This window comes from Tenggerimyces flavus, assembly GCF_016907715.1.
Classification (GTDB): Bacteria; Actinomycetota; Actinomycetes; order Propionibacteriales; family Actinopolymorphaceae; genus Tenggerimyces; species Tenggerimyces flavus.
The window spans coordinates 7,908,339-7,926,927 of record NZ_JAFBCM010000001.1; the positions used below are offsets into that span (position 1 = coordinate 7,908,339).

Here is an 18,589-nt window from a genome sequence, read left to right on the forward strand (position 1 = left end):
TTGCCGCCACTCCGGATCCACCGAGGGCACCGGAGAACCATCCAGGAGCACCCGGGGCAGCCTGCTCGTCAACGACGCTCGTCACAGGCCCTAGTCGAGCGTGAAGTAGTCCGGCCCCGAGTACGTGCCGGTGCGCATCTTGGTGCGCTGCATCAGCAGGTCGTTCAGCAGGCTGGACGCGCCGAGGCGGAACCAGTCGGGGTCGAGCCAGTCGTCGCCGGCGGTCTCGTTGACCAGCACGAGGTAGCGGATCGCGTCCTTCGACGTACGGATCCCGCCTGCCGGCTTCACGCCGACCTGGCGGCCGTACGCGTCGCGGAAGTCGCGCACCGCTTCGAGCATCACCAACGTCACCGGTAGCGTCGCGGCCGGCGCGATCTTGCCGGTCGAGGTCTTGATGAAGTCCGCGCCGGCCAGCATCGCGAGCCAGGACGCGCGGCGGACGTTGTCGTACGTCGCGAGCTCGCCCGTCTCCAGGATCACCTTCAGGTGCGCCGCTCCGCACGCGCCCTTGATCGCCACGATCTCGTCGAAGACCTGCCCGTACTGCCCCGCGAGGAACGCCCCGCGGTCGATCACCATGTCGATCTCGTCCGCACCCGCTGCCACCGCGTCGGCGGTGTCGCGGAGCTTGATGTCGAGGCTCGTACGCCCCGACGGGAAGCCGCTCGCGACGCTCGCGATCTTCACCGTCGACCCGGCGACGGCGGCCTTCGCGACGGGCACCATGTCCGGGTAGACGCAGACCGCGGCGACCGACGGGCAGGAGGCGTCGGCGGGATCGGGCCGGATCGCCTTCGCCGACAGTGCCCGGACCTTGCCCGGGGTGTCCTGGCCCTCCAGCGTCGTGAGGTCGATCATCCGGACCGCGAGATCGAGCGCGTACGCCTTGGCCGTCGTCTTGATCGAACGGGTCGACAACGTCGCGGCCCGCGCCTCCGCCCCGACCTGGTCGACCCCCGGCAACCCGGCCAGGAACCGGCGCAGCTGGGAGGCCGAGGACGTGATGTCCGAGATGTCCGCACTGCCGGTGACCGTCACGCCCGCCAGTGTAGGCGGAGACAACACATCCGTAACGACCAAAGACTCCCGCCGCGAGCGTGGGTAGGGTGCGGGAATGCCAGGTAAACGACCCAAGGTCGTCGAGAGCTTCGCCCCGATGGGCGGCCGCGTGCTCGGGTTCATCGCGTTGGCGATCGGGGCCGTGATGGTCGTCGACGTCGTGATCGAGTTCCGTACGTGGGAGGGCCTCAAGATCGCCGCGATCACCGTCGCGGTCGGAGCCGTGATCTGGGTCGGGCTGATCCGGCCCTCGGTGGTCGCGTACGAGCGCAACCTGGTGCTGCGCAACTTCCTGCGCGACAAGGTGATCCCGTGGCATCTCGTCACCGGCACGCGGGTCTCGCCCGCCCTGGTCGTCGAGACCGGGGAGGAACAGCACCGTTCCGTCGCCGTCATCGCCGGCGGCCCGGACCGCCGCGCCATCAGGCGCGCGGCACGAGGCGGCCGCGGCCTCAGCGGCGCGGGCGGCCAGGTGGACATCGACCCCGGCACGCACGAGATGCCCAGCCCCAACCCAAAGACCCCGGCCCGCCCACCCGCGCAGCACGCCGCGCACCGGGTCGAGACCATGGCCGAGAAGTTCCGGGACAAGTCGACCGACCAGCCGGCCGTCGAGGAACGCTGGGCCACCATCGAGATCACCGTCTTCGCCGTCGCGGTCGTCGTCGCGATCCTCGCGATTCTGATCGGATAACCACCCAACCGAAGCACGCCCTGGGCTCGTCCTTGATTGCGAGGACGAGGGGGTACGCATGACAAGACCCAGCAGGGACGAGCAGTTCCGCGCGTTCGTCGACGCGCGCGGAAGCTCCCTGATCCGGTGCGCCTTTCTGCTGACCAGAGATCACCACCTGGCCGAGGACCTGGTCCAGAGCGTCCTGACCAAGGTCGCACTGCGCTGGTGGCGGCTCGGCTCGCCGGACCACGCCGACGCGTACGCACGCAAGGCGATCTACCGCGAGTACGTCTCGTGGTGGCGGGTGAGCCGCAACCGGGAGATTCCGGTCGACGCGACACCAGAACGCGACGGGGAGTCGTTCGTCGACTCCAGCATCCACAAAATGGCGCTCGACGACGCGCTCGCGAAGCTCGCCCCCAGGCAGCGAGCCGTGATCCTGTTGCGCTTCTACGAGGACCGCGACGTCGAACAGGCCGCGGCGATCCTCGGCTGCAGCGCCGGAACGGTGAAGAGCCAGACCCACTCCGCGCTCGCCAAGCTCCGCGATCTGTGCGCGGACCTGGTCGAGCTGGACGCGAACGGAGGCATCCGATGAACCTGCGAGAAGAGCTCGACCGCATCGCCGAAAACGCTCCGCCACTGTCCCCCGCAGCCGCCGACCTCGCCCTGACCAGGGCCCGCCGCCGGCGCTACGTCCAGGCGCCCCTCGTCGTTGCGGCGGTCGCCATGGCGGTCGTCGGTGGGCTCGCGATCCGACCGAACCTGTTCGGGACGGACTTCGTGCCCGCCGCGCCATGGGGCAAGCGGATCGAGGTTCCCGCGACCGCGGACAACCTGCCCGCGCAGGGCGTCGGGCCGGCCCGCCTGGCCTACGCAACGAGCTGCGGGGGCTCCCCGACGGCCACGCCGGACTGCGTGGAGCCGCGGATCATGACCGAGGACAACAAGCACTGGGCCGTTGTCGACGCCCGCCCGTCGACGAACGGCAAGGAGGCGATCACCGTCTCGCCGGATGGCAAGCAGATCGCGTACACCCGCGGCGACTGGTTGGTACTCCGCGAGCTGGCAAGCGGCACGGTGACGCCACTGTTCGAGCTCGAGGACACGACCTACGGACGCGCGATGTGGGCTCCGGCCAGCAAGGCGGTCGCGTTCAACCTCACCGTCTCGGGCAAGTCCCAGACCAAGCTCGTCGATGTGATGACCGGCAAGGTCACGGCGACCCTGAAGGACGGGTGGTTGCTGGGGCTGCCGAACGCCGAGGCCTTGATCCCGTTCGACACGCTCGACGAGCAAGAGCTGCCGATGGTCGACCGCACGGGAGTGACCAGAGGTACGTTGCCGAACGCCCTGAGCCTCACCCGGGATCGAAGCGGCGCCACCGGCCTGGTCTCCCCCGACGGCAAGCACCTGGCTGTCGTGATGCGCGCCGTGGTCGACGATCCGGCACAGATTAGGACCCTCCGTCTCGAACCGCCCAGGGTCCCGATCTACATCGGGATGGGTTCCGGAGACGGGGACGCCGATCGCCATTCGGTCCTGGGTTGGCTGGACAACGAGCGGGTCCTGATCTCGAACGGGTACCTCGACGACTCGCGGTCACGCCAGGAGCTGGTCGTTGTCGACGCCGAGACCGAGCAGGAGTCCCCGTTCACCGAGGTCGTCGGCTCCACGGTCCAGGACTCGATCTCGGTGGCCACCGACCTGCTCTGACCAGGGCACTGACCCGTTCTCCGCCGGGCGTCTACGCTGGGCCGCAGGCTGTGCGTCGGACACGGCGGAGGACGGGTCAGCGATGGGGAAGTTCGAGTACGCCCCGGCACCGGAGTCACGTTCGATCGTGGACCTCCGGTCGTCGTACGGGCTGTTCGTCGACGGCGAGTTCGTCGAGCCGAAAGACGGCCGGATGTTCAAGACGGTCAGCCCTTCCAGCGAGGAGGTCCTGGCCGAGGTCGCCGAGGCGGGACCGCAGGACGTCGACCGGGCCGTGGCGGCGGCGCGTACGGCGTTCAAGAAGACCTGGGGCTCGATGCCCGGCCGCGACCGCGCCAAGTACCTCTACCGCATCGCCCGCATCATCCAGGAACGGGGCCGCGAGCTCGCCGTGCTCGAGAGCCTCGACAACGGCAAGCCCATCCGGGAGGCCCGCGACGTCGACATCCCGCTCGTCGCCGCCCACTTCTTCTACTACGCGGGCTGGGCGGACAAGCTCGAGTACGCGGGCTTCGGCGCCGACCCGAAGCCGCACGGCGTCGCCGGGCAGGTCATCCCGTGGAACTTCCCGATGCTCATGCTGGCTTGGAAGATCGCACCCGCGCTCGCAGCCGGCAACACGGTCGTCCTCAAGCCTGCCGAGACCACGCCGCTCACCGCGCTCGCGTTCGCCGAGATCTGCCAGCAGGCCGACCTGCCACCGGGCGTCGTCAACATCGTCACCGGGGCCGGCGCGACTGGCCAGGCGCTGGTGACGCACGCGGACGTCGACAAGATCGCGTTCACCGGCTCGACCGACGTCGGCAAGGCCATCGCCAGAAGTGTCGCCGGTACGAAGAAGCGCGTCACGCTCGAGCTCGGCGGCAAGGCCGCGAACATCGTCTTCGAGGACGCCCCGATCGACCAGGCCGTCGAGGGCATCGTCAACGGGATCTTCTTCAACCAGGGTCATGTCTGCTGCGCCGGTTCGCGCCTCCTCGTCCAGGAGAGCGTGTACGAAGAGGTCCTCGCCAGCCTCAAGCGAAGGATGGGCACGCTGAACGTCGGCGACCCGCTCGACAAGAACACCGACATCGGCGCGATCAACTCGCCCCAGCAGCTCGCCAAGATCCGCATGCTCAGCGACGTCGGCGAGCAGGAGGGTGCCGAGCGCTGGTCCGCCCCCTGTGACCTCCCGGAGCGCGGCTACTGGTTCCCGCCGACGATCTTCACCGGCGTCTCCCAGGCGCACCGGATCGCGCGCGAGGAGATCTTCGGCCCCGTCCTCAGCATCCTCACGTTCCGCACGCCGGCCGAGGCGATCGAGAAGGCCAACAACACCCCGTTCGGCCTGTCCGCCGGCGTCTGGACCGAGAAGGGCTCGCGGATCCTCTGGATGGCCGACAAGCTCCGCGCCGGCGTGGTGTGGGCGAACACGTTCAACCGCTTCGACCCCACCTCGCCGTTCGGCGGCTACAAGGAGTCGGGCTACGGCCGCGAGGGCGGACGGCACGGGCTGGAGGCCTACCTTGCCAAGCACTGACAACCGGCTCGCGGTCCGCAAGACCTACAAGCTGTACGTCGGCGGGGCGTTCCCCCGCAGCGAGTCCGGCCGGAGCTACGTGGTGAACGACGCTCGCGGGGCCTTCCTCGCCAATGCGGCATTGGCGTCCCGCAAGGACGCGCGCGACGCGGTCGTGGCGGCGCGGAAGGCGTGGCCGGGCTGGACCGGCAAGACCGCGTACAACCGCGGCCAGGTCGTCTACCGGATCGCGGAGATGCTCGAGGGCCGGCGCTCGCAGTTCGTCGACGAGGTCGCGGCCGGCGAGGGTTCGTCGCGGGCGAAGGCTGAACGTTCCGTCGACGAGGCGATCGATCGGCTGGTCTGGTACGCGGGCTGGGCGGACAAGATCGGGCAGGTGGTCGGCTCGACCAACCCGGTCGCCGGCCCGTACTTCGACTTCTCGGTGCCCGAGTCGACCGGTGTCGTCGCGGTCGTCGCGCCGCAGGACTCCAGCCTGCTGGGGCTGATCTCCGTCGTGGCGCCGGCGATCGTGACCGGCAACACCGTTGTCGTCCTCGCCGCCGAGGAACGCCCGCTGCCGGCGATCACGCTCGGCGAGGTGCTCGCGACCAGCGACCTGCCGGGCGGCGTGGTCAACATCCTCACCGGCCGGGTGGCCGAGGTCGCGCCCTGGCTCGCCGGGCACATGGACGTGAACGCGATCGACCTCGTCGGCGTCGCCGATGCCGAACTGGGCAAGGAGCTCGAGCTCGCGGCGGCCGAGAACCTCAAGCGCGTGCTTCGCGTCCCCGACAAGGCACCGGACTGGTCCGCCGACCCGGGCATCGGCCGGCTGACCGCGTACCTCGAGACGAAGACGGTCTGGCACCCGATAGGCATCTAGCCAGCCAGCCAGCCAGCTAGCTCCGTCCGGTCCGGCACCTTGGGCCAATGATCATGTTTACATGATCATTGGCCCCTTTGCGTGGGGTGTACGCCAGGTAGAGGGGCCACTGGCCGTGTGAGGCGACCACCTGCAGCCCACGCCGTCCGGCGCCAACGTCCAGGCGGGCGGGGCGGGTGGCTAGGCTTCGGTGGGTGACAACGACCTTCGTCAACGAGCCGATCGTGCCGGTGGAGCTGAAGCTGCCGACGGGCACCGTGATGACCCTGTACCAGCCGGGCTGGCAGGCCGTCGACGACGGATCGGCCGCGTTCTTGGGCAAGGAAGGCAAGGTCTTCGCGTTCCCGGACCTGAGCACGCTGTCCCGGTTCGTGAAGTCCGACGCCGAGCACGACCTCACGGCGAGCCCGTACCTGTCCGGGGTGCAGGACTGGGACATCGACAAGTACGCCGAGGAACTGTGCGCGTACGACCTCAGTGCCCCGCCGGAGCTCGCGGACGGTCACCTCGAGGAGGAGGAGCAGGCGTCGCTCGGCTCGACGCTGGCGCTGCTGCTCGACCTGCTCGACTACCAGGACATCCAGGATGAGCACGCCGACGCGTTGCGCGACGACCACGAGGTCGAGCACCTGGCGGCCGGTGAGCAGGCCGGCGGCCTGTTCAGCACCGAGAAGCGGCGGCAGCACGTCGTCGACCTGATGGGCGCGCACTGGGTGTGGTGCGTGAACGCGGTGACCAAGGGCATCGAGCAGGTGGACACCAGCTCGCTGCCGGGCTCGGCCGCGGCCTCGGGTTCGGGCGACAGCACCCCGATCGAGGACATCGTCGACGCGGTGACGGTGTGGTTCGCGTTCTCCGAGCAGGGTGCGTACACGCTGCGGACGACCACGTTGCACGAGGGCCGGCCGAACTACCTCGGCCGTTACTCCAGCGGCTCGATGTCGCTGCTCGCCGCGACCGACGTCGACACGCTGCGCTCGGAGCTGGGTTCGGGGAAGGCGGGCACGCTGCCGGGCGTACGCCTGCCCGACGTGGACACGCGCCCGGACCTCTCGCTGACGCCGGCGGACGACTTCATCTTCGACCTGGTGGAGATCGCCGACTCGATCAGCCCGGCGCTGTCGGTCGAGCAGGCCGACCGCCTGGTGACCGCGTGGTCGGAGCTGTCCCGCCTCACCGCCTGGGGCAAGTGGGCCGACGTGGCCGCGCTGCTGGGTACGGAGTCGCCGGTCGGCCGGTTCATGGTCACGGTCGCGATCGACCGCGCCCAGGACCGCCCCGGCTCGGAGCAGGCATTGGGCTCGGCCGACACCAAGTCCGTGCAGGACGCCTGGAACCGCCTGGTCGAAGCGGTGTACGCCAAGGTCCACCTCATCGACGTCTGATCCTCAGCAGCCCTACGGACGCGTGTAGGTCAGGGCGAGGTTGCCTCGCGGGAACGACTTCACGTCGACCAGCTTCAGCTTCGTGGACTGGGTGAACAGCGGGCTGCCGCTGCCGTGGGCGATGGGGTTGATCAGCAGGTGGTACTCGTCGACGAGATCGGCGCGAACGAGTGCTTGGGCGAACCGTACGCCACCGTGGGCGAGGATCGGGCCGCCGTCCTGCGCCTTCAGTGCCGCGATCTCGGTGGCGAGGTCTCCGGAGCAGACCGTGGTCTTCTCCCACGGGGTGTCGATCGGGCCGCGGGAGAAGACGACCTTCGGGATCCTGTTCATCGCGTCGGCCTCGGGGCCGTCGGTGTACGGCCAGTGCCCCGCCATCTCGCGGTACGCCTGGGCACCCATCGCGTGGACGCCGGCGCTGCCGAGGATGTCGGTCATGTGCGCGACGAACTCCTCGTCTTCGTCGTACTCCAGGAAGAAGTCTTCGGGCACGTTGGTTGGGGGTGCGGCGTAGCCGTCGAGGGACAGGCTGTTGCGGAGAATGAGAGAACGCACGAGAAACTCCTCAGGAGAGGTGAGTGACGCCGTCAGTGGTCGTGGTCGTGCCGGCCGAGGGTCTTCTCGGGGGTGGCGCCGGGTCGCGTCCACTGCGGCACGGGGCGGCTGGTCGGATCCCATCCGGCGCGTCCCTCGGCATCCGTACGCCAGTACCAGCAGGTGTCGCGCCCCTCGGGCCAGCCATCGGGGTTTTCCTCCCAGGCCTCGCGACGGCCGTACGGCGTCAGATCGAGCAGCCCGACGGAGCCGTCGGCGGGCTCGTTGCCCCGTGCCGTCGTGGAATAGGTGAGGAACGCACGATCGCCGTCGCGCAGGTAACAGATGATGTGCCCCTCATCCGCGGCGATGGAGGCTTCCAGGCCACGGACCGAGTACCAGGGGTGGGTGTAGCCCATGAACTCCAGGTAAGGAGGCACCTCTTCCCACCGGCCGGAGGTCAGGACACCGAACGAGACGCCGCGGGCGTTGAGGTAGACGGAGGCGTCCTTCATCTGCCAGACGTTGAACGTGCAGCCCTCGCACTGTCCCTGGTGTGGCGCGCCGTCGTGCCACATGGAGTGGTAGACCACGAGTTCGTCGCGCCCCTGGAACAGGTCCAGGAACGGGATCGGCCCGTCCGCTCCGACGACCTCGGCCGTCGCGTCGACCTCCACCATCGGCAGCCGCCGGCGGGCCGCGGCGATGGCGTCGCCCGCGCGGGTGTGAGCCTTCTCGCGGACCAGGAGCTCGGCACGGGCGGCCTGCCAGGTGGCCAGGTCGACCACCGGCGGGCGGCCGGGCAGAGCAAGAGTCGGGTCGATCGGTGCGGTCGTCATGGCGTCCTCCGTGGAAGCTCATTGAGACGTGTTCGTGGGTGACTCACCCCCGCTACGAACACCGCTGCCGCGATCCGACAACGAGCTCCCGAAACCTTTCCGAGGACTTCCCAGCAAAGCTCAGCGCGCGGGGTCGACGACTCCCAGGCGGGCGGCCATCAGGCCGCGGGCCTCGTGGATGCGCGCCTTGATCGTGCCCAATGGCGTGTCGAGCTGCTCGGCGATCTCGTTGTAGCTCAGCCCGCCGAGATCCCGCAGCACGAACGGGGACACCAGCTGGGGCTTGGAACGCTCCAAGGCCTCCAAAGCCTCCAGCAGGTCGATCCGCGACCCCGCGATCACGCTCGTCGTCCGCGGGTCCAGGCGCTCCGGCGGGTCCTCGGTCGTGTGCTCGTTGAACCGCCGCTTCAGCGACCGGTACGTCTGCCGCGCGCAGTTCGACGTCACGACGCCCAGCCAGGGCGCGAACCGCGCGGTCTCCCGCAGCGTTCCGATCTTCGTCGCCACCGTCACCAGAACGTCCTGCGCCGCCTCCTCCGCGTCCTCCCGGCAAGGCAGGAACCGCGAGCAGCGGCGCATCACCTCGGGCCGGATGCGCGCCAAGAGCTCGTCCAGCGCCGCCTTCTCACCGGCAGCCGCCCGCCCCGCGAGCTCCTCCAAGCCTTCCATCGATGCCCTCCCCGCACTACCTCGCGTGACCATGCCTCCCGTTATCCGCGAGACTACTGTCTTACCGGTGGTCGAGCGAGAAAGGCCCACAATGCAACGGGTCGGGCGGTACCGCCTCCTCGAGCGCATCGGGGTGGGCGCTTTCGCGACCGTGTGGGCCGCCCGCGACGACGAGCTCGACGTCTCCGTGGCCGTCAAGGTCCTCGCGGACAACTGGACTCAGCGCGCCGACATCCGCGGCCGGTTCCTCAGCGAGGCAAGGATTCTGCGCAAGATCGACAACGAACGGATCGTCCGCGTCTTCGACATCGGCGAGCTCGAGGACGGCCGTCCGTACTTCGTCATGGACTATGCGGACAAGGGCTCGCTCGACCAGCGCATGGACGAGGGCACGATCCCGGTCGAGGAAGCCGTCGCTTACGGAATCCAGGCCGCCGAGGCCCTCTCCGTCCTGCACCAGCACGGCGTCGTCCACCGCGACGTGACCCCGGGCAACCTGCTGCTGCGCACCGACCGGGACGGCAAGGTGCGGCTCGTGCTCGCTGACCTCGGCATGGCGAAAGCGCTTGCCGAGTCGTCCGGTCTCACCCAGGCGATGGGTACGCCGTCGTACATGGCGCCCGAGCAGGCCAGCGGGCACGGCTTCGACGCGCGGGCCGACGTCTACGCGGTCGGCGCGGTGACGTACGCGCTGCTCACCGGCAAGCCGCCGTTCGCCGCCACCTCGATGCTCGACGTCACGTCGCGCGGCCCGAACGTCCGGCCGATCTCGCTGTCCGCCGCCGGGCTGGACGCGCCGCGCGCCGTCGACCTGGTGCTGACCCGCGCGCTCTCGCACGACCCGGAGCAACGGTTCGAGTCCGCGACCGAGCTGGCCCGCGCGTTCCGTACCGCGATGAAGGGCATCCGCCCGGACCCGCCGCCGCGGCAGCGCAAGCGCACGGGTCGCGCCGTGCTCGGCTGGGTCGGACTTGCGCTCGGCGTCGTCGTGCTGTTCGCCGGCGCGTTCTACGCCGCGTACCGCATGGTCGGCTGAGGCAGCCTCAGCCCGTCGCGTACGTGTCCATCGCGCGCTGCGCGGCCGGCTCCACCAGGTCGAGCTGGCCGTACCAGGCGAACGAGCCGACCATCACCGACCCGCCCTCGATGAACCGCTCCACGGCGTACCGGGTCGCGTCGAGCTCGCCGCGCTCGTCCGTGTAGGAGTAGCGGAACGCGTAGCCGGTCTCCTCGACCTGCTCGCCGTCCGCGTTCCGCGTCATCCGCTTGAACGGCGAGATCCCGTAGCCCGTGAAGCCCCGCAGCCCCGAACGGATCTCTCGCTGCTTGTTCGCCGCCTCCTCGTTGTCGGCGCCGAAGTCGTCCACCCGGATGCGCAGGTTGAGGGTCCTGGTCGGGTCGAGGAAGTCGCGCCAGTACGCGGACTTCTCGATCGCGTCCCAGTCGACGGGCACGTCGACGGAGATCGTCGAGTCGCCGATCGCCACGTTGACGAACTCGGTGGGCGCCTTCGGCTCCGGCGGCTTCGTCGGCGTGGGATCGGGTGTGGGGGTCTTCGACGGCTTGGGCTTCGGGGTCTTGGTTTGTGTCGGAGTCGGAGTCGGACTCGGCGTTGGCGTGAGCGACGGCGTGGCGCTGGGGATGGGCGTACCGGCCGGCGTGGGCGACGGCTCCGTGGGCTCCGGACCGGCCGCGGCGGGCGGCGGCGTGGTGTGCAGCAGGCCCCAGGCGTCGAAGTTCGCCGCGGCGGCGCCCACCCCGGCCGTCGCACCGGTGACCAGCGCGACGCTGAGCACGATGGTCGCGACCCGGCGGCTAGGCATTGCCGTCGTCCACGATCGACTCGAGAGTGCGAAGCATCGCCGGCTCGACCAGGTCGAGCTGCCCGGCCCAGCCGAACCCTCCGACCATCGTGGACCCGTCGAGATACCACTCCACGCCGTACCGCACGCCTTCCTTCTCCTGCGAGGTGAACCGGAACTCGTAGTACGTGACGTCCTGCTCCCGCGACGTTCCCGCGTGCAGCCGCGTAGTGATCCGGTCGACACCCGGGCTGCGGAAGTCGGCGAGTTCGTCGCCCCGCTTGGCGAACGCGGCCTCGGCGGCCGCCTTCGCGTCGGCACCGACCTTGTCGAAGCGGATCCGCAGCCGGAGGTTCAGGGTCGGGTCCAGGAAGTCGTGCCACGTGTCGGACTGATCGACCTGCTTCCACCCGTCCGGTACGTCGACCTCGCGCCCGGATCGGCCGAGCCGCACGGTCTCGAACCGCGTCGGCTCCGCCGGCCCGGTCGCGACAGCGGTGGGCGAGGTGGGGTGCGGCGTCACGGTCACCGTGACGGTGGGGGTGGGAGTCGGCCCCTCCGTGAGCTCGGGCGTGGCCTCCGCCCGGGTCAGCCCGGCCAGCTTCAGCAGGCCCCAGGGGTCGACGCGGGACGCCGCGGCAGTACCGCCCGCTATCGCTCCCGTGAGCAACGCGGCGCTGAGCACCACGGCCGCGGCCCTCTTGCCCGGCATCCGTCCACCCCCTGTCCTACCTGGTCAGACGCTCGTTCTCGCCCGTACGTTGCCTGTGCTCACTTGTCGACCGGAAAGTCGGTGTAGGACTCGCCGCCGCCGCCATACGACTGGACGGTGGGATACCACTCGTCGGAGCGAGGGTCTTCTGCGGCTTGGGCGGCTTCGGGGACTCGGTCCACATCGGCGTCGGGGTCGGCCCGGCCGAGGGCGCGGTGGGTCGTCCGCGATGACGGTGCGGTCGTGACGCGAGGCAGCGGCGTCCCGACCGTCCTCCGCTTCGGCATCTCTCCCCCTACCCGCCGCCGCCCACGTACGTGTGGCTCGCGCGCTCGACGGCCGGCGCGACGAGGTCGAGCTGGTCCTCCCAGGCGTAGCCGCCGACCATGACGTTCCCGTCCAGGAAGTACCGCTCGACGCCGTACCGGGTGCCCTTCGTACCGACCCAGGAGAACCGGTATTCGATCCCCGTCCCCGGCTCCCCGAACTCGTCGAGCGTGAACTCCTTCCAGCCCAGCTCCCGGTAGCCCTTCGCCTTGCTGCGTTCCTCCCGAGCCTGGTTCGCGTACTCCTCGTCGCTCGAGGCCCACCGGTCGCCGCGGATCCGCAGCAGCAGGTTGTTGGTCGGGTCGCGGAAGTCCCGCCACTGGGTGCCCTTGCCCTCCACCGGCCAGTCCTTCGGCACCTCGACGCGACTGGTCGAGCCGCCTTCTCCGTTCGGACCCATGCCCGGCAGGCTGAAGTCGACCTCGACGTACGCGGTCGGCGCCACCGGCTTGGCCGCGGGCTCGGGTTCCTCGCTCGGGTCGGGCAAGGCGGGAACGGTGGGCTGGGGCGACGCGCTCGGCGGAGGCGGCGACGCGGCCGGCGGCGGAACGGACGGCGCCGGCACGCTTGGCGAGGACTTCGGGGACGCCTTCGGAGGCTCAGGTGCGTCCGGCGTACGGCTCGGGCCCGCCGCGAGCAGCCGCGGGAACTCGACGTTCCCGACCGCCGCGCTCACGCCCGCCGTCGCTCCGACCAGGACCGCCGCGCCGAGCACGATCACCACCACCCGTCTGCTGGGCATGCCGCTCACCGTCTGGCCGTGTAGTCGAGAGTCCGGGTGGCCTCGTACATCGGCTCGGTGATCCGGTCCTCCTGGCCCTCCCAGTAGTAGCCACCGACGAGGAAGACCTTCTTCTCGCCGAAGAACGTCTCGATCACGTACCGGATCCGGCCCTTGTCGGTGTAGGAGTAGCGCACCTCGTACGTCGGCGGGAAGTCCGGCCCGAGGTCGACCCATTCCGAGCTGAGCAGCTGGTAGTTCGGCAGACCGGAGTTCTTCTCCTGATGGGCGGCCGCGGCCTCCTCCGGCGTCTTCTCCGGCAGGTCGGCGCGAATCCGCAGGTTGAGCTCCTCGGACGGGTCGTGGAAGTCGCGCCAGAGCTCGGCCTTGACCAGCTCGCGCCAGCCGTCGGGGATCTGGACGTCGACCGTTCCGCGCCCCGAGCCGTCGAGGTGCTTCCCGGTGAACGTGAACGCGACCGTCTGCAGCGGCGGCTCGACCTCGACGTACGAGGCGTCCTGCGCAGGCGGGGAGGAGAGGAACGGGATGCCGAGGGCGCCGAGCAGGTCGCGTACGCCGTACACCCCGCCGGAGACGCCGATGACGAGCCCGGACGCGAGCGCCGCGGCCAGCACGAGCACCACGACCCGCCTCGTCATCATCGCCTTCCCCCAGCTGCCACCTGCCGACGCCCTCTCCCCCGTACCTATCCCGATGCCTCGGCCCCCAGATTTGTTGCCCGTAGCTCAGGGGGACCCTTACTCACCCCTGGTTATAGGCACGATCGGGAGCGACCGGAGGGACTGAACCGTCCATCTGGTGACCGAAAGACAACGAAAGGATCTCATCATGGCGAGCTTGGTGCGTCCCCGCCGCGACAAGGTGATCGCCGGTGTGTGCTCCGGGATCGCCCGCCGCTACGGCTGGTCACCGAACGCCGTTCGGCTGGCCTTCATCATTTCCTGCCTCCTGCCGGGACCGCAGGTACTGCTCTACATCGCGCTCTGGATCTTCATCCCGAAGGAGTCTTGATCATGGCCTCGCTCAGCCGTCCCCGTCACGGCCGCGTCTTCGCCGGCGTGTGCGCCGGACTGGCGCACCGGTTCGGCATCTCGCCGCTGGCCGTACGGATCCTGTTCCTGCTGTCTTGCCTGCTGCCGGGACCGCAGATCCTGTTCTACCTGGCCGCGTGGGTGCTGATCCCGTCCGAGAACCGGATGCGCGCGGCCTACTGACCCTCGGGAGTCTCGGGAGTCTTGGAAGTCAGCGTCAGGGAGGGCGCCACCGGTTTGATCACCGCGGTGAACGGAATCGTGGCGTCCTCCTTGCACTCGCCGAGCTCGTCGTAGGTGATCAGGGGCCGCGGGTACTGGTTGTCCAGCGCGAACTCGCCCGTCACGTTGCACGTCTCCCGCGCCAGCTCGATCGGCATCCCGTCCTGGTCGAACAGGTACACGTTCGGAAGCGGCTTGCCGTCCTGGTCGAACGCGTAGATGTTCATGATCGGCCCGCCGTTCGACCCGACCAGGTTGCCGTTGCTCGGCTCGGCAGCATGAGCCTCGTTGTAGTCCGGCAGTTGGACGTCCGCTCGATAGCCGAACGCGAGCACGCTCAGCCCGATCAGCGCCGCGATGTTCACCGGGACCAGCAGCAGCATCCATCGCCGGCCGCGCCTGTTCGCCATGACGCGCCCGAACCCGACCGACACGGCGATCGAGGCGAGGATGACCACGAGCCCCATCCAGCCGTCGTCGGTCCGGAGGCTCGGCAGCGGCGACATCGTCTGCTGGTCGGTGAAGCCCATCGACAACGCGAAGCCGAGCAGCCAGCCCCGCAGCACCCACCAGCCAACGCGGACGGTCGGCCAGGACTCGTGCAGCCGCGACAGCCGCGGGTGCTCACGCAGCCGCTGGTAGCGGCTGGCCCACCTCCGGCGCAGGGTCGGCTTCCACGGCGTACGGGTCGGCACCTCGAAGCCGGCCGCCGCGCGCAGCTCCCCCGCGTACACCTCGGGCAGCCCGAGCCGGTCGATCAGCGCGTGCTCGTCCACCCCTTCGGGGAACTCCGCGTTGATCTCGGCCAGATGGCCACGGAGGTCCTGGATCAGCTCCTCGACCTCGTCAGCCGGCAGGTCGGCCAGCGCGTCACGTACCCGCAGTTCGTACGACACCAGGTCCACCCCGTACGTGTTCATCGATCCTCCGCAAGCAGGCCGCCCAGGGCGGCAGCGAACTCATGCCAGGTCTTCGTCGACTCCACCAACTGGTCCCGCCCCCGGGGGTTCAGGCTGTAGTACTTGCGGTGCGGGCCTTCGAGGCTGGGCTCGACGTACGACGTCAGCAGCCCCGCGTTGTAGAGGCGGCGCAAGGTCCCGTAGACGGACGCGTCCGCGACCTCGTCCAGGCCAGCGGCCCGGAGCCGGCGGAGCACGTCGTAGCCGTAACCGTCGGACTCTCGAAGGACGGCGAGCACCGCCACATCGAGCACTCCCTTGAGGAGCTGGCTCTGATCCACAGGCCGGACACTACTACGTTAAGTGGAGTACCGCACGCGTGGGAACGGCGGGGCGCCACACGCTCGGGCGGCTTCGGGAGGATGATCAGATCATGACGTTGAGTCAGCAGGAGATCGCCCGAGCGCCCAAGGTGGTCCTGCACGACCATCTGGACGGTGGTTTGCGGCCTGCCACGGTCGTCGAGCTCGCCGCCGAGATCGGCCATCAGCTACCCAGCGCCGACGCCGCCTCGCTCGGCCGCTGGTTCCAGGAATCCTCCGACTCCGGTTCGCTCGAGCGCTACCTCGAGACGTTCGACCACACCGTCGCCGTGATGCAGCAGAAGGACGCGATCGCCAGGGTCGCCGCGGAGTGCGTCGAGGACCTCGCGAACGACGGTGTCGTCTACGCCGAGGTGCGGTATGCGCCGGAGCAGCACCTCGAGGGCGGGCTCACGCTGGGCGAGGTCGTCGAGGCAGTACGGGACGGCTTCGCGATCGGCGAGCGCCGCGCCGGGGCGGCCGGGCGCCAGATCGTGGTCCGCCAGCTGCTCACCGCGATGCGGCACGCCGCCCGGTCGATGGAGATCGCCGAGCTCGCCGTGCACTACCGCGACCAGGGCGTCGTCGGCTTCGACATCGCCGGCGCCGAGGCGGGCTACCCGCCCACCCGGCACATCGACGCGTTCGAGTACCTGCAGCGGGAGAACGCGCACTTCACGATCCACGCGGGCGAGGGGTTCGGGCTGCCCTCGATCTGGCAGGCGTTGCAGTGGTGCGGCGCCGACCGGCTCGGCCACGGCGTACGAATCATCGACGACATCGAGGTCGCGCCGGACGGCTCGGTGCAGCTCGGACGGCTGGCGGCGTACGTTCGCGACAAGCGGGTCCCGTTGGAGATGTGCCCGACCTCGAACATCCAGACCGGCGCCGCGAAGTCGATCGAGGAGCATCCGATCGGCCTGCTGACCCGGCTGCGGTTCCGGGTGACGGTCAACACCGACAACCGGTTGATGAGCGACACCTCGATGACCAAGGAGCTGCACCGGCTCTGCGAGGCGTTCGGGTACGGGCTGTCTGACCTGCAGTGGTTCGCGGTGAACGCGATGAAGAGCGCGTTCCTGCCGTTCGACCGGCGGCTCGCGTTGATCAACGACGTGATCAAGCCGGGGTACTCGGCGCTGACCGCGGAGCGCGCGTTCGCGCAGATGCAGACCGGACGGGCGTGACAACGGGCCCCACCGAGGCGCATGCTGGAGGGCGGGGAAGGGGCTCGTCTACGAGGAGGTCGCGGCGTGGCCTCGCCACGGATGTTCGACTGGCTCGGCCAGGCGATGCGTCGTGGGTCCGATCCCTCCGATCCGGACAAGGGCCCGAACGTTCCGGGCACACGTCCGCTCGAGGTGCTCGTGGAGGACCTGCGCCGCCTGGGCCGGGAGGGTGTGCGCGTCCAGACCGATCAGCGCGTGGCCGCCCGCGCGTTCCATCTGCACGCGGCAGCGATGGCGTACGACGACACGCTGCTGCTCGCGGCGGACGCGCTGGGCGTCTCGACCGCCGCGCGGCCGCCGTTGTCGAACATCGCCCGGCTCGATCTCGAGGTCGAGCTGGCGCGGGCCGGTTTGCGCTGGTGACGCCCATCTAGAGGAGCGTGTTGCGGCCCCAGCCGTTGCGGAGCCGTACGGCTGCCACGACGGCGGCGACGGCCGCGAACGCGAGCAGGATCGCCGACGCCGCCAGCGTCGCTTTGCCGTCACCGTCGGTCGCGGACCGGAGCGCCTCCATCGCCCAGTAGCCCGGCCAGACGGGTGCGATCGCGCGAGCCCAGTCGGGCATCGCGGACAGGGGAACGAGCGCGCCGCTGAGGCCGGCGATGACCGTGGATCCGATGTCGACGACCGCGCTGAACTGAGCCATGCTCTTCACCGTCATCGCGATCGCGGCACCCAGGCAGAGGATCGTGATCGCCCAGACGACGTTCGCGAACAGCAGCAGGCCGGGGCTCGCGATCCGCAGCCCGAGCACAGTCGCGCCGAGGGTGATGAGAATCGCCTGCTGGAGAAGGAGGAACGCGATGACGGGAATCGCCTTGCCCACAAGGAGTTCGTGCACACCCGCGGGCGTGGCGCGGAGCCGGTCGAGGGTGTTCCACCGGCGTTCGGTCAGGATCGAGGCGCCGACGATCGACATGCCGAGCAGGCTGAACATCACCAGGTAGCCGAGAACGACCTGCGTCGTTCCGCGCGCCCGATCGCCCATGGCGGCGACGAAGAGCGGCTGAATCAGCAACACCAGCAGGACCGGCTGGGTCACGCGGCCGATGAGCGGGCCGGGGTCGCGGCCGAAGAGCGTGAAGTTGTTGACGACGAGCGGGAGTGTGCGCTCAAGGGGCGACATGGTCACCTTCCAGGGCGTGGTAGAGGTCGTCAAGCGAGGGTTGACGTACGTCGATCCCCTTGAGCGGAAGGCGTTGCGCCAGCAGCTCGGCGAGCGCGCCGGAGGGGTCTTTGGAGCGGATCACCCGTTCCTCGCCGTTCGTCAGCACGACCTGGACGTCGGTCGGGAGGCCGGCGAGGAGCTCCTGCTGGGTGCCGCGTGCGATGACTTTCCCCTTGCTGGCAACGGCGATCGTGGCGTCGAGGTCGGCGAGCTCGGGCAGGTAGTGCGTGGTGTAGCAGACCGCGGCGCCGTCCGCGGCGCACTGGCGGACGAGCTGGAGGAGCGCCCGCCTCGTCCCCGGATCGGCGCCGGCCGTCGGCTCGTCGAGCAGCAGCAGTCGTGGCCGGTGGATCAGCGCGGTGGCCGCCTGCGTACGGCGCTTCTGCCCGCCGGACAGGTAGCCGACCTGGCGGTCGATCACCTCCTCCAGGCCCAATGCGGCGCTCGTCTCGTCGATCGCAGCGCTCATGCGTTTGCCACGCAGGCCCGCGAGGCCGGCGAACAGGCGGAGGTTCTCGCGGACGGTGAGCGAGATGTAGAGGCTGATCTCCTGGGGCGCGAGGCCGACCCGTTCGCGGACCTGGACCGACCGCGCGGCGGTATCGATGCCGTCGACTTTGACCGTCCCCGAGTCGGCCTTGGTGAGGCCGGCCACGATCTCGACGAACGTGGTCTTGCCGGCGCCGTTGTGGCCGACCAGCCCGACGATCTCGCCGGCGTCGATGCGCAGGTCGAACCCGTCGAGGGCCTGGACGTCGCCGAACCGCCTGCGGACGTCCCGTGCCTCGAGAACCGCCATGTCACCAGCCTCTCTTACACCGTATTTA

Annotated in this window: 24 protein-coding genes; 11 read left to right on the plus strand and 13 right to left on the minus strand. The window is 69.7% G+C overall.

Annotation, left to right across the window (positions count from 1 at the left end; all coding sequences use genetic code 11):
- Nucleotides 1–90: 90 nt before the first annotated feature.
- Entirely contained in the window at nt 91–1,041 is a 951-nt protein-coding gene (gene deoC, locus JOD67_RS36755) for a deoxyribose-phosphate aldolase (RefSeq protein ID WP_307782685.1), read from the minus strand.
- Between the two features lie 76 nt (nt 1,042–1,117).
- Here deoC and JOD67_RS36760 point away from each other — a divergent pair, with 76 nt between their 5' ends.
- The 6 genes from JOD67_RS36760 (at nt 1,118) to JOD67_RS36785 (ending at nt 7,226) form a co-directional block, all read left to right on the plus strand.
- Nucleotides 1,118–1,756 carry a hypothetical protein gene (locus JOD67_RS36760; protein WP_205123382.1) on the plus strand — a complete coding sequence of 213 codons (639 nt, stop codon included), beginning with the start codon at nt 1,118–1,120 and terminating at the stop codon, nt 1,754–1,756.
- Between the two features lie 58 nt (nt 1,757–1,814).
- Entirely contained in the window at nt 1,815–2,336 is a 522-nt protein-coding gene (locus JOD67_RS36765) for a SigE family RNA polymerase sigma factor (RefSeq protein WP_205122270.1), read from the plus strand.
- Nucleotides 2,333–3,454, plus strand: coding sequence for a PD40 domain-containing protein (locus tag JOD67_RS36770; protein WP_205122271.1), 1,122 nt, complete (start codon nt 2,333–2,335; stop codon nt 3,452–3,454). Before JOD67_RS36765 ends, JOD67_RS36770 begins: the two co-directional genes overlap by 4 nt.
- A gap of 82 nt (nt 3,455–3,536) precedes the next feature.
- Nucleotides 3,537–4,976, plus strand: coding sequence for an aldehyde dehydrogenase family protein (locus JOD67_RS36775; protein ID WP_205122272.1), 1,440 nt, complete (start codon nt 3,537–3,539; stop codon nt 4,974–4,976).
- Nucleotides 4,963–5,841 carry an aldehyde dehydrogenase family protein gene (locus JOD67_RS36780; protein WP_205122273.1) on the plus strand — a complete coding sequence of 293 codons (879 nt, stop codon included), beginning with the start codon at nt 4,963–4,965 and terminating at the stop codon, nt 5,839–5,841. Before JOD67_RS36775 ends, JOD67_RS36780 begins: the two co-directional genes overlap by 14 nt.
- A gap of 194 nt (nt 5,842–6,035) precedes the next feature.
- Complete coding sequence (locus JOD67_RS36785) at nt 6,036–7,226, plus strand: SatS C-terminal domain-containing protein (RefSeq protein WP_205122274.1); 1,191 nt, start codon at nt 6,036–6,038, stop codon at nt 7,224–7,226.
- A gap of 12 nt (nt 7,227–7,238) precedes the next feature.
- Here JOD67_RS36785 and JOD67_RS36790 read toward each other — a convergent pair whose 3' ends face one another.
- The 3 genes from JOD67_RS36790 to JOD67_RS36800 form a co-directional block, all read right to left on the minus strand.
- On the minus strand, nt 7,239–7,781 hold the full coding sequence (locus tag JOD67_RS36790) for a dihydrofolate reductase family protein (RefSeq protein ID WP_205122275.1): 543 nt from the start codon (nt 7,779–7,781) through the stop codon (nt 7,239–7,241).
- Between the two features lie 32 nt (nt 7,782–7,813).
- Complete coding sequence (locus JOD67_RS36795; protein WP_205122276.1) at nt 7,814–8,599, minus strand: DUF899 family protein; 786 nt, start codon at nt 8,597–8,599, stop codon at nt 7,814–7,816.
- A gap of 120 nt (nt 8,600–8,719) precedes the next feature.
- Nucleotides 8,720–9,268 carry an RNA polymerase sigma factor gene (locus tag JOD67_RS36800; protein ID WP_239554221.1) on the minus strand — a complete coding sequence of 183 codons (549 nt, stop codon included), beginning with the start codon at nt 9,266–9,268 and terminating at the stop codon, nt 8,720–8,722.
- Between the two features lie 91 nt (nt 9,269–9,359).
- Here JOD67_RS36800 and JOD67_RS36805 point away from each other — a divergent pair, with 91 nt between their 5' ends.
- Entirely contained in the window at nt 9,360–10,304 is a 945-nt protein-coding gene (locus JOD67_RS36805) for a serine/threonine-protein kinase (protein ID WP_205122278.1), read from the plus strand.
- 7 nt (nt 10,305–10,311) lie between these two features.
- Here JOD67_RS36805 and JOD67_RS36810 read toward each other — a convergent pair whose 3' ends face one another.
- The 5 genes from JOD67_RS36810 to JOD67_RS36830 are packed head-to-tail and all read right to left on the minus strand — an operon-like array spanning nt 10,312 to nt 13,489.
- Nucleotides 10,312–11,091: a hypothetical protein gene (locus JOD67_RS36810; RefSeq protein WP_205122279.1), complete on the minus strand. Its 780-nt coding sequence runs from the start codon at nt 11,089–11,091 to the stop codon at nt 10,312–10,314.
- Nucleotides 11,084–11,782 carry a hypothetical protein gene (locus JOD67_RS36815; protein WP_205122280.1) on the minus strand — a complete coding sequence of 233 codons (699 nt, stop codon included), beginning with the start codon at nt 11,780–11,782 and terminating at the stop codon, nt 11,084–11,086. Before JOD67_RS36815 ends, JOD67_RS36810 begins: the two co-directional genes overlap by 8 nt.
- Nucleotides 11,783–11,841: 59 nt before the next feature.
- Complete coding sequence (locus JOD67_RS36820; RefSeq protein WP_205122281.1) at nt 11,842–12,069, minus strand: hypothetical protein; 228 nt, start codon at nt 12,067–12,069, stop codon at nt 11,842–11,844.
- Nucleotides 12,070–12,077: 8 nt separating this feature from the next.
- The gene (locus tag JOD67_RS36825; protein WP_205122282.1) at nt 12,078–12,851 is read right to left on the minus strand and encodes a hypothetical protein; all 774 of its coding nucleotides are present in this window, start codon (nt 12,849–12,851) and stop codon (nt 12,078–12,080) included.
- Between the two features lie 5 nt (nt 12,852–12,856).
- Nucleotides 12,857–13,489: a hypothetical protein gene (locus JOD67_RS36830; RefSeq protein WP_205122283.1), complete on the minus strand. Its 633-nt coding sequence runs from the start codon at nt 13,487–13,489 to the stop codon at nt 12,857–12,859.
- Between the two features lie 190 nt (nt 13,490–13,679).
- On the opposite strand from JOD67_RS36830, the gene JOD67_RS36835 reads away from it, so the two are divergent.
- A complete protein-coding gene (locus JOD67_RS36835) occupies nt 13,680–13,862 on the plus strand; it encodes a PspC domain-containing protein (protein WP_205122284.1) in 183 nt (60 codons plus the stop codon).
- A 2-nt stretch (nt 13,863–13,864) separates the two neighbouring features.
- Complete coding sequence (locus JOD67_RS36840; protein ID WP_205122285.1) at nt 13,865–14,065, plus strand: PspC domain-containing protein; 201 nt, start codon at nt 13,865–13,867, stop codon at nt 14,063–14,065.
- On the opposite strand, the gene JOD67_RS36845 is transcribed toward JOD67_RS36840, so the two are convergent.
- Together JOD67_RS36845 and JOD67_RS36850 are read right to left on the minus strand one after the other, a co-directional pair.
- The gene (locus JOD67_RS36845; protein ID WP_205122286.1) at nt 14,059–15,024 is read right to left on the minus strand and encodes an HAAS signaling domain-containing protein; all 966 of its coding nucleotides are present in this window, start codon (nt 15,022–15,024) and stop codon (nt 14,059–14,061) included. The two genes, JOD67_RS36840 and JOD67_RS36845, sit on opposite strands and share 7 nt — an antisense overlap.
- A complete protein-coding gene (locus JOD67_RS36850; RefSeq protein ID WP_205122287.1) occupies nt 15,021–15,344 on the minus strand; it encodes a PadR family transcriptional regulator in 324 nt (107 codons plus the stop codon). Before JOD67_RS36850 ends, JOD67_RS36845 begins: the two co-directional genes overlap by 4 nt.
- Nucleotides 15,345–15,436: 92 nt before the next feature.
- Between JOD67_RS36850 and JOD67_RS36855 the strand changes: the two genes are divergently transcribed.
- Nucleotides 15,437–16,552, plus strand: coding sequence for an adenosine deaminase (locus JOD67_RS36855; protein WP_205122288.1), 1,116 nt, complete (start codon nt 15,437–15,439; stop codon nt 16,550–16,552).
- A 66-nt stretch (nt 16,553–16,618) separates the two neighbouring features.
- On the plus strand, nt 16,619–16,957 hold the full coding sequence (locus JOD67_RS36860; protein WP_205122289.1) for a hypothetical protein: 339 nt from the start codon (nt 16,619–16,621) through the stop codon (nt 16,955–16,957).
- A 7-nt stretch (nt 16,958–16,964) separates the two neighbouring features.
- On the opposite strand, the gene JOD67_RS36865 is transcribed toward JOD67_RS36860, so the two are convergent.
- Nucleotides 16,965–17,720, minus strand: coding sequence for an ABC transporter permease (locus JOD67_RS36865; protein WP_205122290.1), 756 nt, complete (start codon nt 17,718–17,720; stop codon nt 16,965–16,967).
- On the minus strand, nt 17,707–18,561 hold the full coding sequence (locus JOD67_RS36870) for an ABC transporter ATP-binding protein (protein ID WP_205122291.1): 855 nt from the start codon (nt 18,559–18,561) through the stop codon (nt 17,707–17,709). Before JOD67_RS36870 ends, JOD67_RS36865 begins: the two co-directional genes overlap by 14 nt.
- Nucleotides 18,562–18,589: the final 28 nt, after the last annotated feature.

Excerpts from the sequence above, each read along its gene's own strand:
- JOD67_RS36760 (WP_205123382.1), top strand. The coding sequence starts at position 1,118 with ATGCCAGGTAAACGACCCAAGGTCGTCGAGAGCTTCGCCCCGATGGGC.
- JOD67_RS36765 (WP_205122270.1), top strand. The coding sequence starts at position 1,815 with ATGACAAGACCCAGCAGGGACGAGCAGTTCCGCGCGTTCGTCGACGCG.
- JOD67_RS36770 (WP_205122271.1), top strand. The coding sequence starts at position 2,333 with ATGAACCTGCGAGAAGAGCTCGACCGCATCGCCGAAAACGCTCCGCCA.
- JOD67_RS36775 (WP_205122272.1), top strand. The coding sequence starts at position 3,537 with ATGGGGAAGTTCGAGTACGCCCCGGCACCGGAGTCACGTTCGATCGTG.
- JOD67_RS36795 (WP_205122276.1), bottom strand. The coding sequence starts at position 8,599 with ATGACGACCGCACCGATCGACCCGACTCTTGCTCTGCCCGGCCGCCCG.
- JOD67_RS36800 (WP_239554221.1), bottom strand. The coding sequence starts at position 9,268 with ATGGAAGGCTTGGAGGAGCTCGCGGGGCGGGCGGCTGCCGGTGAGAAG.
- JOD67_RS36805 (WP_205122278.1), top strand. The coding sequence starts at position 9,360 with ATGCAACGGGTCGGGCGGTACCGCCTCCTCGAGCGCATCGGGGTGGGC.
- JOD67_RS36810 (WP_205122279.1), bottom strand. The coding sequence starts at position 11,091 with ATGCCTAGCCGCCGGGTCGCGACCATCGTGCTCAGCGTCGCGCTGGTC.
- JOD67_RS36815 (WP_205122280.1), bottom strand. The coding sequence starts at position 11,782 with ATGCCGGGCAAGAGGGCCGCGGCCGTGGTGCTCAGCGCCGCGTTGCTC.
- JOD67_RS36820 (WP_205122281.1), bottom strand. The coding sequence starts at position 12,069 with ATGCCGAAGCGGAGGACGGTCGGGACGCCGCTGCCTCGCGTCACGACC.
- JOD67_RS36825 (WP_205122282.1), bottom strand. The coding sequence starts at position 12,851 with ATGCCCAGCAGACGGGTGGTGGTGATCGTGCTCGGCGCGGCGGTCCTG.
- JOD67_RS36830 (WP_205122283.1), bottom strand. The coding sequence starts at position 13,489 with ATGACGAGGCGGGTCGTGGTGCTCGTGCTGGCCGCGGCGCTCGCGTCC.
- JOD67_RS36835 (WP_205122284.1), top strand. The coding sequence starts at position 13,680 with ATGGCGAGCTTGGTGCGTCCCCGCCGCGACAAGGTGATCGCCGGTGTG.
- JOD67_RS36840 (WP_205122285.1), top strand. The coding sequence starts at position 13,865 with ATGGCCTCGCTCAGCCGTCCCCGTCACGGCCGCGTCTTCGCCGGCGTG.
- JOD67_RS36845 (WP_205122286.1), bottom strand. The coding sequence starts at position 15,024 with ATGAACACGTACGGGGTGGACCTGGTGTCGTACGAACTGCGGGTACGT.
- JOD67_RS36855 (WP_205122288.1), top strand. The coding sequence starts at position 15,437 with ATGACGTTGAGTCAGCAGGAGATCGCCCGAGCGCCCAAGGTGGTCCTG.
- JOD67_RS36865 (WP_205122290.1), bottom strand. The coding sequence starts at position 17,720 with ATGTCGCCCCTTGAGCGCACACTCCCGCTCGTCGTCAACAACTTCACG.
- JOD67_RS36870 (WP_205122291.1), bottom strand. The coding sequence starts at position 18,561 with ATGGCGGTTCTCGAGGCACGGGACGTCCGCAGGCGGTTCGGCGACGTC.